At 67.7% G+C, this 13,186-nt stretch carries 12 protein-coding genes; 7 read left to right on the forward strand and 5 right to left on the reverse strand.

From position 1 onward, the window contains the following. Positions 1-7: 7 nt before the first annotated feature. Positions 8-961 (reverse strand): LysR family transcriptional regulator, encoded by a 954-nt coding sequence (locus tag BMW87_RS12660; protein WP_093076604.1) that lies wholly within the window; start codon positions 959-961, stop codon positions 8-10. A gap of 114 nt (positions 962-1,075) precedes the next feature. Between BMW87_RS12660 and BMW87_RS12665 the strand changes: the two genes are divergently transcribed. The 4 genes from BMW87_RS12665 to BMW87_RS12680 are packed head-to-tail and all read left to right on the forward strand — an operon-like array spanning position 1,076 to position 4,738. Further along, on the forward strand, positions 1,076-2,203 hold the full coding sequence (locus BMW87_RS12665) for an aryl-sulfate sulfotransferase (RefSeq protein WP_256216738.1): 1,128 nt from the start codon (positions 1,076-1,078) through the stop codon (positions 2,201-2,203). Continuing rightward, on the forward strand, positions 2,200-3,165 hold the full coding sequence (locus tag BMW87_RS12670) for an ABC transporter substrate-binding protein (RefSeq protein WP_093076607.1): 966 nt from the start codon (positions 2,200-2,202) through the stop codon (positions 3,163-3,165). Before BMW87_RS12665 ends, BMW87_RS12670 begins: the two co-directional genes overlap by 4 nt. Further along, positions 3,162-3,917: an ABC transporter ATP-binding protein gene (locus tag BMW87_RS12675; protein WP_093076609.1), complete on the forward strand. Its 756-nt coding sequence runs from the start codon at positions 3,162-3,164 to the stop codon at positions 3,915-3,917. Before BMW87_RS12670 ends, BMW87_RS12675 begins: the two co-directional genes overlap by 4 nt. 11 nt (positions 3,918-3,928) lie before the next feature. Next, a complete protein-coding gene (locus BMW87_RS12680; protein WP_093076673.1) occupies positions 3,929-4,738 on the forward strand; it encodes an ABC transporter permease in 810 nt (269 codons plus the stop codon). A 12-nt stretch (positions 4,739-4,750) separates the two neighbouring features. Here BMW87_RS12680 and BMW87_RS12685 read toward each other — a convergent pair whose 3' ends face one another. Genes BMW87_RS12685 through BMW87_RS12695 form a run of 3 tightly spaced genes read right to left on the reverse strand, consistent with a single transcriptional unit; the run spans position 4,751 to position 6,725 of the window. Next, positions 4,751-5,251: a BON domain-containing protein gene (locus BMW87_RS12685; protein WP_093076610.1), complete on the reverse strand. Its 501-nt coding sequence runs from the start codon at positions 5,249-5,251 to the stop codon at positions 4,751-4,753. Further along, positions 5,251-5,760: a flavin reductase family protein gene (locus BMW87_RS12690; RefSeq protein ID WP_093057008.1), complete on the reverse strand. Its 510-nt coding sequence runs from the start codon at positions 5,758-5,760 to the stop codon at positions 5,251-5,253. The genes BMW87_RS12685 and BMW87_RS12690 overlap by 1 nt, the downstream gene beginning before the upstream one ends. A gap of 41 nt (positions 5,761-5,801) precedes the next feature. Beyond that, positions 5,802-6,725, reverse strand: coding sequence for a LysR family transcriptional regulator (locus tag BMW87_RS12695; protein ID WP_256216739.1), 924 nt, complete (start codon positions 6,723-6,725; stop codon positions 5,802-5,804). A 61-nt stretch (positions 6,726-6,786) separates the two neighbouring features. On the opposite strand from BMW87_RS12695, the gene BMW87_RS12700 reads away from it, so the two are divergent. Then, a complete protein-coding gene (locus BMW87_RS12700; RefSeq protein WP_093076613.1) occupies positions 6,787-8,763 on the forward strand; it encodes an alkyl/aryl-sulfatase in 1,977 nt (658 codons plus the stop codon). 270 nt (positions 8,764-9,033) lie between these two features. Here the strand turns inward: BMW87_RS12700 and BMW87_RS12705 are convergent, their stop codons facing one another. After that, complete coding sequence (locus tag BMW87_RS12705) at positions 9,034-10,263, reverse strand: nucleoside recognition domain-containing protein (RefSeq protein ID WP_093057005.1); 1,230 nt, start codon at positions 10,261-10,263, stop codon at positions 9,034-9,036. 72 nt (positions 10,264-10,335) lie between these two features. Here BMW87_RS12705 and BMW87_RS12710 point away from each other — a divergent pair, with 72 nt between their 5' ends. Further along, positions 10,336-11,916, forward strand: coding sequence for a phospholipase D family protein (locus BMW87_RS12710; protein WP_093057004.1), 1,581 nt, complete (start codon positions 10,336-10,338; stop codon positions 11,914-11,916). 105 nt (positions 11,917-12,021) lie between these two features. Beyond that, positions 12,022-13,182, forward strand: a complete 1,161-nt coding sequence (locus BMW87_RS12715) for an ABC transporter substrate-binding protein (RefSeq protein ID WP_093076615.1) — start codon at positions 12,022-12,024, stop codon at positions 13,180-13,182. Positions 13,183-13,186: the final 4 nt, after the last annotated feature.

The following is a 13,186-nucleotide window of genomic DNA, read 5'->3' on the forward strand; positions in this document are numbered from 1 at the left end:
AGCGTGTTTACTGTGCGAACGCGGTCAGCGAAGGCAGCGGCGCGCGCTGCTCGAAGCGCTTTTCGATGGCCAGCAGCGCAGCCTCCAGGAACTGCAGGAACATGCCCATGGCCACCGCGGTGGTCTGGCCCGCGCGCTGGTAGAGGCAGCTGAACGAGCGCGCCCCCGCGTCGGCCAGGCCGGTCCACACCAGCGTGCCGCGTTCCACGTCTTCGGCCACGTTCTCGGGAATGAGAAAGCCGATGCCCGTGCCGCCGGCCACCAGCCGCCGCACCATTGCGACCGAGCTGGTCTCCACCAGCGGGCGCACCTTGCGGTGCTCGCGGTGGTCGATCTGGTCGACCATGGCGCGCAGCTCGGTGTCGGGCGTCATGAGGATCAGCGGGTGGTCCAGGCAGTCGCGCAGCCGCGGCAGCTTGCCCAGCGCCGCCAGCGGATGGCCGGGCGGCGTGACCAGGCCCAGGTGCTGCGGAAACGCGCGTATCTCTTCCACGCCGGGCGGCGGCTTGCGGCGCAGGCAGAAGCCGATGTCCGATTCGCCATTGGCCACCCACTTCAGGATGTTCTCGCCGCTGCCCGAGCGCACGCTGTAGGTCACGCCCGGGTAGTTCTTCATGGCCGCCTCGATGACCTCGGGCACCAGCTGTTCGGCCGACGAATGCGACACCGCCAGGTTGATGTGCCCGCGCCGCAGCGACCGCAGGTCTTCCACCTGGGCCATGGCGTTATCGAAGTCGCGCTGCCCGCGCCGCACGGCGGCCACCATGATCTCGCCGGCCGTGGTCAGCTGCATGCCGCGCGGCAGCCGGTCGAACAGCGGCGTGCCGACCTGTTCCTCGAGGTTGAGCACCTGCTGGTGCACGGCGGCCGCCGTGAGGTGCAGCGCCTCGGCGGCCTTGCGCACCGAGCCGCGGCGGGCCACTTCGTCGAAACAGCGGAAGGTCTGGGAGATGGCGCGCATGGTGGCGGGGAGTGTATGGATTTTCTATACGCACCGTACGAAACAAACAGATTTTCCTGACGGGCGATGCGGCCTAGATTCGCACCACTCTTCAAACTCCCGAGGTTCGCTTCCGTGACCACCACCACCGTCGACCAGATCACCCAGCGCCGCCGCGGCACCGGCCTGATCGCCCACGACCCGGCGCTCAGCGCCGGCGGCTACACCCTGATCGCGCCGCAGACCGATGACGGCAACGTCTACCTGATCGACATCGAGGGCCGCGTCGCGCACCAGTGGAAGATGCCTGTGCGCCCGGGCCGCGCGGCGGTGATCCTGAAGAACGGCAACCTCGGCTACAACGGCAACCACGCGAACTCGCCCGAGATCTACGGCGCCTGGTCGCTGTGGCACGGCGGCGATTTCTACGAGGCCACGCCCGGGGGCGAGATCGTCTGGCGCTTCGAAGACCCGACGCACCACCACGACGCCCGCTGGCTCGACAACGGCCACCTGCTGTACGCCGGCTGCGCGCCGGTGCCGCCCGGCTTTGCCGAACGCGTGCCGGGTGGCACCGCCCACGGCCCCGGCGAGGCCATGTACGGCGACGTGATCCGCGAGGTCGACCGCGACGGCAAGCTGGTGTGGGAATGGAAGGCCTGGGAGCACCTGGCGCCGGAAGACTTCCCCATCCACCCCGGTTTCGGCCGGACCCACTGGCCGCTGGTGAACGGCCTGGACGTAACGCGCGAGGGGCTGGTGCTGATGAGCCTGCGCACCACCTCCGGCATCGTCGGCGTCGACAAGGCCACGGGAGGCGTGAAGCTGCACATTCCGCCGTCGGTGCTGTCGCACCAGCACGCGCCCGTCGCGCTGGCCAACGGCCACATTCTTGCTTTCGACAACGGCAACTTCCGCACCGGCAAGCATGTGGCGTTCTCGCGCGTTCTCGAAATCGACCCGGCCTCCAACGAGGTCGTGTGGCAGTACGCGGACGAGCTGGTCAACGCGTTCTACACCGCCTACATGGGCAGCGCGCAGCGCCTGCCCAACGGCAACACGCACGTCACCGAGTCGGCCACGGGGCGCCTGTTCGAGGTCACACCGGCCGGCGAGGTGGTGTGGGAGTACGTGATTCCCTGGTTCGCCGAATACCCGGACGAGGCCGCGCGCAAGTACGTGCCCGGCCGGCAGAACAGCGTGTTCCAGACCTTCCGCTACAGCGCGGCGCAACTTCCATGGCTCAAGGTTTCCGCATCATGATTTCTTCCGCCCTTCGCATTGCGTTCCCGTTGGCGCTGGCGGCGGTGCTGCCTCTTTCCGCGCAGGCTGCCGACGCTCCCAAGCCCGTGCGCATCCTCAGCAACTGGTTCGCCCAGCCCGACCAGGCCGGCTACTGGCAGGCCCAGCAGGACAAGCTCGGCAAGGAGGCCGGCATCGAGATCAGCGTGCTGCAGGGCGGCCCGAAGATCCAGACCATTCCGCAGGTGGCCTCGGGCCAGGCCGAGTTCGGCATCGGCAATGCCGACGACGTGCTGCTGGCCCGCCTGCGCGGCGCGCCGGTGCGCGCGGTGTTCGCACACCTCGACTACGTGCCCTACACGCTGGTCTACCACGCCGACCCGGCCGTGAAGTCCATCGCCGACCTGCAGGGCCGCACCTTCGCGGTGAACATCGGCAACGCCTACTGGGAGTGGACGAAGAAGCAGTACAAGCTCACCGGCACGCGCGAGATCCCGGTGAGCGGCGACCTGAGCCTGTTCCGCAACGACCCGAAGATGGTGCAGCAGGGCTACTCGCTCTTCCTGCCCGCGCGCATGGCCGCGGCCGGCGTGCAGGTGCAGCAGGTCACGCTGGCGTCGCTGGGCTACCGGCCCTACGACGTGCTGTTCACCACCGACGACATGATCCGAAAGAACCCCGCGCTGGTGAAGGCCACCATCGCGGCGGTGCAGAAGGGCTGGGCCAACTACGTGCGCAACCCCTCGGGGCTGAAGCCGCTGATCACCGGCATGAACAAGCAGATGACGCCCGAGATCTACGACGCGGCCAACAAGGAAATGATCGAGACGCTGATCTCGCACGACCTAGGCCGCATCGGCTGCATGACCGACGCGCGCTGGAGCGAACTGGCGGGCCAATTGCGCAGCGTCAACTTCCTGCCGGCGAACTTCGACGCGAAGCAGGGCTACGACCGCACGCTGGTGCCGGGCTGCAACCCATGAGCGGCGCGGCCGTCGGGCTGGAGGGCGTGTCCAAGCGCTTCGACTCCGGGTTGCAGGCGCTGGGCACGGTCGACCTCGCGCTGCGCCCCGGCGAATTCGTCTCCATCGTCGGACCTTCTGGCTGCGGCAAGTCGACGCTGCTGCGCATCATGGCGGGGCTCATCGCGCCGAGCACGGGCCGTTGCACGCGGCCCGACGGCATCGAGACCGCCTTCGTGTTCCAGGAAGCCGCGCTGCTGCCCTGGCGCACCGTGGAGCGCAACGCGCAGCTGCTGATGGAGCTCGAAGGCCATGCGCCCGCGAGCTACCGGGCGCGTGCGGCCGAGGCGCTGAAGCTGGTGGGGCTTGCGGGCTTCGAGAAGTCGTACCCGCACCAGCTTTCGGGCGGCATGCGCATGCGGCTGTCGCTGGCGCGCGCGCTGGCGTTGCGGCCGGGGCTGCTGCTGCTCGACGAGCCACTGGCGGCGGTCGATGAGCTCACGCGCGACGTGCTGCAGGAAGAGCTCTCGTCGTTGTGGCGCCAGGCCGGCTTCACCGGCGTGCTGGTCACGCACAACGTGCATGAGGCGGTGTACCTGTCCAACCGGGTGGTGGTCATGTCGCCGCGGCCGGGGCGCATCCTCGACGTGATCGACGTGCCTTTCGAATTCCCGCGCGCGCCCGAGTTGCGCGCCAGCGCCGGCTTTGCGGCGCTTACGGGACAGGTGACGGCGGTGCTGCGTGCGCAGCACCATGCGCAAGCCGTGGCTTGAGGGAGATGGCGATGACCCGGTCTGATTCTTCTTCTTCGGCCATGGCTTTCGTGCGCAACGCCGCCCCCGTGCTGGTCGTCGCGCTGCTCGCCATCGGCCTGTGGTGGCTGCTGAGTGCCACCGTCTATCAGGGCAAGGGCTATCTGCTGCCGTCGCCGCAGGAAGTGGCGGCAGCCACGGCCGAGAACGCCGCAGTGCTCGCGGGCGCGACGCTCTCTACGCTGAAGGAGGCGCTGCTGGGCTATGCGCTGGCCATCTTTCTCGGCATCGCGGGTGCGGCGGTACTGGCGCAGTCGCGGCTGCTGGAGCGCAGCCTGTACCCGTACGCGGTGCTGCTGCAGACCGTGCCGGTGGTGGCGATCGCGCCGCTCATCGTGCTCTGGTTCGGCTACAACGAGCTGTCGGTGGTGATCGTCAGCTTCATCATGTCGCTGTTCCCCATCATCAACAACACGATGCTGGGCCTGCGCTCGACCTCGCGCAATCTTGCGGAGCTGTTCGCGCTGCACCGCGCGAGCGGGCTGGTGTCGTTCTGGAAGCTGCGGTTGCCGGGTGCGCTGCCGCACATCTTCGCGGGACTGCGCATCTCGGCAGGGTTGTCGGTGATCGGCGCCATCGTGGGCGAATTCATCATCGGCTCGGGCAATGCCGAAGGCGGGCTGGGCGTGCAGATCGTGTTCGCGCAGGGGCGCATGTACACCGCACTGCTGTTCGCGGAGGTGATCGCGGCGACGCTGCTGGGCTTTCTGTTCTTCCTGGTGGTGAGCGCGATCGGCCGGCTGCTGCTGCGGCACTGGCACGAATCGGCATTGGGAAGCTGAGTGCCAGGGGCCCTATTTCGCGGCCAGCGGGTAGGGCGGCTTGCCCCGCGTGCCCACCATCAGGTCGGGCACCACCGTCTCCACATCGGGCAATGCACGCGCCGCGCGTTCCAGCTTCTTCGCCAGCGCCGCGTTCGGCACGCAGCCCTGCAGGTACACCCAGCGGCGCTGGATCATGACCCACACGCTGCCCTTGTTCACTCCGGGCACCGCCAGCAGCGCGGCGCGCACCTTGGGTGCGAGGGGCTTGTCGTAGCGGTAGGCGTTGCTGTCGGTGCATTTGCCGGCCAGCCAGCAGCTGGTGCCGCGCTCCAGCCGCGAATGGGTCTGCATGCGGCGCTCTTCGGCGGTGTAGAACGGCCCCTCGGGCATGGCGCAGGCCGGCAGGCCCGCGGACACCTGGAAGAACGGGTCGTCGAACCAGTTCTGCTTGAGCGGCCCGTTCGCTTCCTGCGCCATGCCGGTCTGTGCGGCAAGCAACAAGACAGACGACAGGAGCGCAGGGCGGTTCATTACAAGGGATGCTCGGTGTAGAAGCGCCCGCCGTGGAACAGCAGCGGCGAGGCGCCCGCGTCGTGCGTGCAGCGCTCCACCTCGCCCACGAAGATCACGTGGTCGCCTTCGTCATAGCGGCTGCGGTTGAAGCACTCGAAGCTGGCCGCCGCGCCTACCAGCACCGGCGCACCGCCGAGGCCCTCGGTGAAGGCCACGTCTGCCCAGCGGTCGATGTTCTTGGTGGCGAAGCGCTCGGCCAGCGCCTTCTGGTTGGCCGCCAGGATATTCACCGTGTAGTGCGAGCCGGTGCTCAGTGCGGGCATCGAGCCGGCCGCGCGTGCAAGGCTCCACAGCACCAGCGGCGGTGCCAGCGACACCGAGTTGAACGAGTTGGCGGTGAGGCCGACCAGCGTGCCGTCGGCCGCGCGCGCAGTGACCACGGTGACGCCGGTGGCGAACATGCCGAGCGATTCACGAAACTCGTCGGTCGAAAAGGAGGGCGGCTGGGCCCGGCGGGGAGTGGTCACGAAAGAGGCTGGGCGGTGGTCGGCAGGAGGGCCATTTTGGCTCAGCGCCCGGCGGGCTGCCTGACCGGGCCCATCAACTCTGTCACCAGGCGGGTATAGACGGTGGCGGCGGCCGAGGGCGTTCGGCCCGCGAGCGTCACCAGGCTGTAGTGCGTCTGCATGCGGGCAAAGCCGACCACCGGCAGTGGCACGAGGGCGTTGGTGTCGGTGTTCAGGGCCGGCGCGTGGGGCGCGAGGATGACCGCGTTGGCGGTCAGGGCCAGGTGGCGCAGGGTGCCGGCGTCGTCGCAGGTGACGTTGAACACGCCGCGGTCGTCGCGCTGGATCTGGCTGTCGAAATACGCAGCCACCTCGGCGGGGAGGTTGGGGCCGGCCACGGGATAGCGCATGGCTTTTTCCAGCGTCACCTGCTTCAGCCGGCGCAGCGGGTGCTTCGGCTGCACGAAGAACGAGACCGGCAGGTCGGGCAGCCGGGCAAGCTTGAGGCCGGGCTGCTTCTTCAGGTCGCGAGTGTCGGCGATGAACAGGTCGAGCTGGCGCCGGTGCAGGCGCTCGCTGAGCGTGGCGGTGTCGGCCACTTCCATGCGCATCAGGAGTTGCGGATGGCGCTGCGTCATCAGCGACAGGGCCATGCGCCCGAGCGTGCTCGCGGCGAAGGGACCGAGCCCCACGGCGAGGCTGCCGATGGCGAGGCCTTCGAGCTGCAGCACGTCGCGCTGGATCTGCTGCGCATCGGCCAGCAGTTCGCGGGCACGCGCCAGCACGAGCTCGCCGGCTTGCGTGAAGCGCACGGTGCCATAGGCCCGGTCGATCAGGCGCGCCTGCAGGCTGTCTTCCAGGGTGTCGATGCTGCGCGAGAGCGCGGGCTGCGACAGGTGCACGGCCTGCGCTGCGCGGCCGAAGCTGCCCTGCTCGGCAAGGGCAACAAGATGCTGGAGCTGGCGCAACTGCATTTTGCGTTTCACTTTAAAAGGAAGCGCGTATTTTGCATTTGCCAATGCTTCTGCCGCTTCGGAGAATTGCCGGATGACCCCTTCTTCCTTCTCCACAGCTGCATTCGTCGCACTGGCTTGCGCGCTCGGCGCCCCGTCGATCTCCGCGCAGATCGCGCCCAAGGCGCCCGAGCCTTCCACGCTGCAAGCCAACGCCGACATGGCGAAGACGCTGCCTTTCGCCAACCGGCAGGACTTCGAGGACGCGATGCGCGGCTTCGTCGGCACCGTGCCCGATGCGCTGGTGCCCGGCAGCGGCACGCGGCCGGTGTGGAGCATGAAGCCCTACGACTTCCTGAAGGCAAACGAAGCGGCCGACACCGTCAACCCGAGCCTGTGGCGGCAGGCGCAGCTCAATGCGATCCATGGCCTGTTCAAGGTGACCGACCGCGTCTACCAGGTGCGCGGCTTCGACATCGCCAACATGACCATCGTGGAAGGCGACAGCTCGCTGATCGTCATCGACCCGCTGCTGGCCGCCGAAACCGCACGCGCCGCGCTTGCCCTGTACTACCAGCACCGCCCGCACAAGCCGGTGGGCACGGTGATCTACACGCACGGCCATGCCGATCACTTCGGCGGCGTGAAGGGCGTGATCGACGAGGCCGACGTGAAGGCCGGCAAGGTGCAGGTGCTCGCGCCCGCGGGCTTCATGGAAACGGCCGTGGCCGAGAACATCCTCGCGGGCAATGCGATGAGCCGGCGCTCGCAGTACCAGTTCGGCACGCTGCTGCCGCCGGGCGCGCGCGGGCAGGTCGACACGGGCCTGGGCAAGGCGCTGGCGCGCGGCACCATTTCGCTGATTGCGCCCACGGCCACAATCGACAAGCCGACCGAAGAGCGCACCATCGACGGCGTGCAGTTCGTCTTCAAGCTCGTGCCGGGCTCGGAGGCGCCGTCGGAAATGATCATGTACCTGCCGCAGTTCCGCGTGCTCAACATGGCGGAGGACGTGACGCACAACATGCACAACCTCTACACCATCCGCGGCGCGGAGGTGCGCGACGGCAACCTGTGGTCGAAGTACATCGACGAGGCGCGCGTGGCCTTCGGCGACAAGACAGACGTGCTCATCGCCCAGCACCACTGGCCCACCTTCGGGGGCGAGCGCATCGTCGACCTGCTGAAGAAGCAGCGCGACATGTACAAGTTCATCAACGACCAGTCGCTGCGCCTGCTCAACCAGGGCTACACGTCGGCCGACATCGCAGAAACGCTGCGCATGCCCGCGAGCCTGGAGCAGGAGTGGTCCGCGCGCGGCTACTACGGCACGCTGCGGCACAACGCCAAGGCCGTGTACCAGAAGTACCTGGGCTGGTACGACGCCAATCCCGCCAACCTGAACCCGCTGCCGCCGGTGGCCTATGCGAAGAAGACGGTCGAGTACATGGGCGGCGCAGACGCGGTGCTGGCGCGTGCGCGCGAAGACTTCAAGAAGGGCGAGTTCCGCTGGGTGGCCAGCGCGATGAGCCAGCTGGTGTACGCAGACCCGGCCAACCGCGCGGCCCGCGAGCTGGGCGCCGATGCGCTCGAGCAGATGGGCTACCAGTCGGAGGCCGGCACCTGGCGCAGCGCGTATCTGGTGGGTGCGATGGAGCTGCGCAATGGCGTGCCGAAGATTCCGGGCGGCAACAGCTCCAACGCCGACACGCTGAAGGCGGTGAGCAACGACCTGTTCTTCGACTTCCTCGGCGTGCGGCTCGATGCGGCCAAAGCCGAGGGCAAGAAGATGGTCATCAACTGGAACTTCACCGATTCGAACCGGCAGTTCGTGCTGACGCTGGAGAACTCCGCGCTCACGCACATCGCCGGTCAGCAGCCGGGAGCCGATGCCACGGTCACGCTGAGCCGCGCCACGCTCGATGCAGTCACGCTGAAGGAGACGAGCTTTCCCGCTGCGGTGCTGGCGGGCAAGGTGAAGATCGATGGTGACCGGGCGAAGCTGGGTGAATTGCTCTCGATGCTCGATACCTTCGAGCCGATGTTTCCTGTTGTCGAGCCGCGGAAGTGAGGGTTCGGGGGGTGTGCGAATGACACCGGGTACTCCCCTCCGCGAATGTCCCCCGGCCTGCGGCCTCCTCCTTTATTTCGCTGCGGGGAGCACCCGGTGCCATTCGCACATGGACGCAGCGCTCATGCCGGCCTATCAACAAGTGCTCTGAACGATCACGTCGATGGGGTGCCTTGCGCAGCGAAATAAAGGGGGAGGCCGCAGGCCGGAGGACATTCGCGGAGCAAGGTACCCCGTCGGCGTGATCGCGCCCCGAAACAACGCCGAGTCCTAGCCAAAGAACCAATAGCAGACCGCGACAGCCGCCACAACACCGGCCAGCTCTGCCAGCAACGCGCAGGCCACCGCATGCCGCGCTCTCTGGATGCCAACGGCGCCGAAATACACGGCCAGCACGTAGAAGGTGGTTTCGGTGCTGCCCTGGATGGTGGCGGCCACCAGCGCGGGAAAGCTGTCGACGCCCTGGCTCTTCATGGTCTCGATCAGCATCGCGCGCGCCGCGCTGCCCGAGAAGGGCTTGACCAGCGCGGTGGGCATGGCGTCGACGAAACGAGCGTCGAAGCCGCCGGCGTTCACCAGCCAGCGCAGGCCGTTCAACGCGAAGTCGAGCGCGCCCGAAGCGCGCAGTACGCCGACCGCGCACAGCATCGCGACGAGGTACGGCAGCAGGTTCTTCGCGATGTCGAAGCCTTCCTTTGCGCCTTCGATGAAACACTCGTACACCTTGATGCGGCGTATCGCCCCGGCCAGCAGGAACACGACGATCACGCCGAAGAGCGTGAGGTTGCCCAGCAGCGAAGACAGCGATGCAATGGCCGCCGCCGACAGCGTGCCCAGCAGCGCCATGAAGCCGCCCAGCAGCAGTGCCCCCGGCAGCAGGTAGGCCAGCACCACCGGGTCCCAGAGCCGCAGCCGCTGCGCCACCGCCACCGAGAGCAGCCCGACCAGCGTGGAGGCGCTGGTGGCCAGCAGGATCGGCAGGAACACCAGCGTCGGGTCGCCCGCGCCCTGTTGTGCGCGGTACATGAAGATGGTGACCGGCAGCAAGGTCAGCGACGAGGCATTAAGTACCAGGAAGAGGATCTGCGCGTTGGTGGCCGTCACCGGGTCGGGGTTCAGCCGCTGCAGTTCGCGCATCGCCTTCAGGCCGATGGGCGTGGCGGCGTTGTCCAGCCCCAGCGCGTTGGCCGCGAAGTTCATCGTGATGAGCCCGAGCGCCGGGTGCCCCGCCGGCACGCCCGGCATGAGCCGCCGGAACAACGGCCCCAGCAGCCGCGCGAGCCAGCCGACCAGCCCCGCGGCCTCGGCGATGCGCAAAAAGCCCAGCCACAGCGTGAGCGTGCCGAACAGCAGCACCATCACCTCGACCGCCAGCCGCGCCATCGCGAACAGGCTCTCGACCAGCGCCGCGAACACGGTCGGGTCGCCGCCGATGAGCCACCGCCCCAGCGCCGCCAGTGCCGCCACCCCGAAGAAACCAAGCCACAAGCCGTTGAGCACGCTTCTTTTCCTTTTGTTTCGCTTCGATGATAGGGCCGCCATCCGGGCTCGCCGCGAGCTACAGTTCGGGCCATGCGCGCCCTCATCGTCCGTCGTTTTGCCGCCTGCCTGAGCGTCCTGGCGGCCATTTGGCTCACCGGCTGCGTCAGCCTGCCGCCGCCCGAGCCGAAGGCGAACGTCACGGCGTTCACCGACGTGGCGCAGACAGAACTGGGGCAGCTGGCGGCCAAGGGCGCGCCGGGCGATTCCACCGCGCTGTCGGGTTTCCGGCTGCTGCCCGAGGCGGCGTTTGCCTTCGACGCCCGCATCTCGCTTGCGCGGCATGCCGAGAAGTCGCTCGACGTGCAGTACTACCTGGTGCAGCGCGACGACATCGGCCTGCTGTTCCTGCGCGAACTGCGCGAGGCCGCGGCGCGTGGCGTGCGGGTGCGCCTGCTGGTGGACGACCTCTACACCGGCGGCGAAGACGAGCTGTTCGGCACGCTCGCGGCCTTTCCCAACGTGGAGGTGCGGCTGTTCAACCCGCTGCCTTCGCGCGCCAGTTCGCTCGGCACGCGGCTGCTCATGTCGCTGACCGACTTCGGCCGCATCAACCACCGCATGCACAACAAGCTGCTGGTGGCCGACAACAGCTTTGCCGTGTCGGGCGGCCGCAACATCGGCAACGAGTACTTCATGCGCAGTACGGCCGCGAACTTCATCGACATGGACGTGATTTCCAGCGGCCCGGTCGTGCGGCAGATGTCCGAAGGCTTCGACCGCTACTGGAACAGCTCGCACGCATGGCCCATCGAGCGCATCGCGCCCCTGCGCGGCATGACGCGCGAGGCGGCGCAGCGGCGCTTCGACGAAATTGCGCGTACGGCCGTGCCCGACGTGCCCATTCGCCCGCGCGACGTGCTCAACAAGTCGCCCGTGGGCGAGCAGCTCATCACCGGCAAGCTCGACCGCTACTGGGCGCCGGCCACGCTGTTCATCGACGACCCCGACAAGATCACGCGCAAGGCCGACGAGGCCTACATCGGCAGCGTGACAGAAGGCGCGCTCAGCGTGATCAACGCCACGCGGCGCGAGGTCGTCATTGCCTCGCCGTACTTCATTCCGGGCCCCAAGGGCCTGGAGGAAATGCGGGCGTGCATCGCCAAGGGCGGGCGCATCACGGTCGTGACCAACTCGCTGGGCGCGACCGACGAGCCGCTGGCCTATGCGGGCTACGAGCGCTACCGCGCCGACATGCTGAAGATCGGCGTCACCATCTTCGAGATCGCGCCCACGCTCAGCGGCAGTTCGGGCCGCTTCGGCGACTTCGGCAAGTCGATCAGCCGGCTGCACGCCAAGCTGGCAATCGTCGACAACGAGCGCTTCTTCGTCGGCTCGATGAACCTCGACCACCGCTCGGCCGCCGTCAACACCGAGATCGGCCTGGTCATCGACAGTCCCGAGCTGGTGCAGGACTACAACAAGCTCATGTCGGGCGAGCGCGTGAACCTCGGCTACCGGCTCCGGCTGGGCCCCAACGGCAGGCGCGTGCAATGGCTGGAGTACGACGACGCCGGCGGCGACATCGTCCACGAGGACGAGCCCGGCGAATTCCTCTGGCTGCGCTTCAAGAACTGGCTGCTGCTGCCCATCGTGGGCGAAGAGCTGCTGTAGCGAAGTAGCTGCCGCTGTCATCTCAAGTGGAGAGTGGGTGCGTTACATTCCTCGAAAGAATGTGAATTTTTGTCACTAACGCATTACCTCCTGGAGACTTCGACCATGACCGTTCCCGTTCCGCGCGAGTCGATTGCGCCGCCTTCCACCAGCCGTCGGCGTGCGCTGACCGGGCTGGCCGCAGCAACCGCCGCCGCGGGCCTGGGTTTTCCGGCGCTTGCGCAGAACCGGCCGGTGCGCATCGGCACCACCTTCGACAACAGCAGCGTCGAGAAGGCCAACGGGCAGGGGCTGTTCCAGGGTTCGAGCGCGTTCTTCAATGCGCTGAACAAGGCGGGTGGCATCAACGGCACCAAGGTCGAGCTCGTGATGGCCGACGACACCTTCAAGCCCGACGTGGCCAAGGCCAACGCGCTGGCCTTCGAGAAAGACAGCTCCGTGCTCGCGCTGCTGCACCCGCTGGGCACGCGCCAGACGGCCGAGGTGATGGACGCTGTGCCCGGCATGGCCGTGGTCGGCCCGATCACCGGCACGATCGCGCTGCGCAAAAAGGCTTCGCCCAACACCTTCTGGGTGCGCGCCAACTACGACCAGGAAGTCGACAAGCTCGTGAGCACCGCCGCCGTGCTGGGCCAGAGCCGCATCGGCCTCGTGCATTCGAACGACCCGCTGGGGCAGTCGGTGCTGGCGGCCTTCAAGAATGCGCTGGCCAAGGCCAAGCTGGAGCCGGCGGTGATCGCGACCACGCCCAACACCACCAGCATGGAAGTGGGCCCCGCCGCCGAAGCGATCGCCAAGGCCAAGCCGCAGGTGGTGGTGGTCGGGCTGGCCGGCACGGCGCCGGTGTTCCTGAAGGCACTGCGCGAGGCGGGCAACAGCAGCTCGGCCTATGGCCTGTCGATCACGGCCAGCGCGCTGTCGGCCATGGGCGACCTGGCCAAGGGCCTGGGCTTCGTGATCGTGGTGCCGTCGCCGTACTCGACCAAATTCGAGATCGTGCGCCGCTATCAGGCCGACATGGTGGCCAACGGCGTCAAGGACTTCTCGCTCACGAGCCTGGAGGGCTATCTGAACGCCGCAGTGCTGGCTGAAGGCATGCGCCGTGCCGGTGGTTCGCTCACGCGTGCGTCGGTGATGTCGGGGCTGGCGAGCATCGAGAACTTCGATCTGGGTGGGGTGAAGATCAACTACGGTCGGACCAACCGCGAAGGCGGGCAGTTCGTGGACGTGGCCGTCATCGGCAGCCGCGGGCAGATGCTGAGCTGAACGC

Source organism: Variovorax sp. OV084, assembly GCF_900111625.1.
Lineage (GTDB): Bacteria > Pseudomonadota > Gammaproteobacteria > Burkholderiales > Burkholderiaceae_C > Variovorax.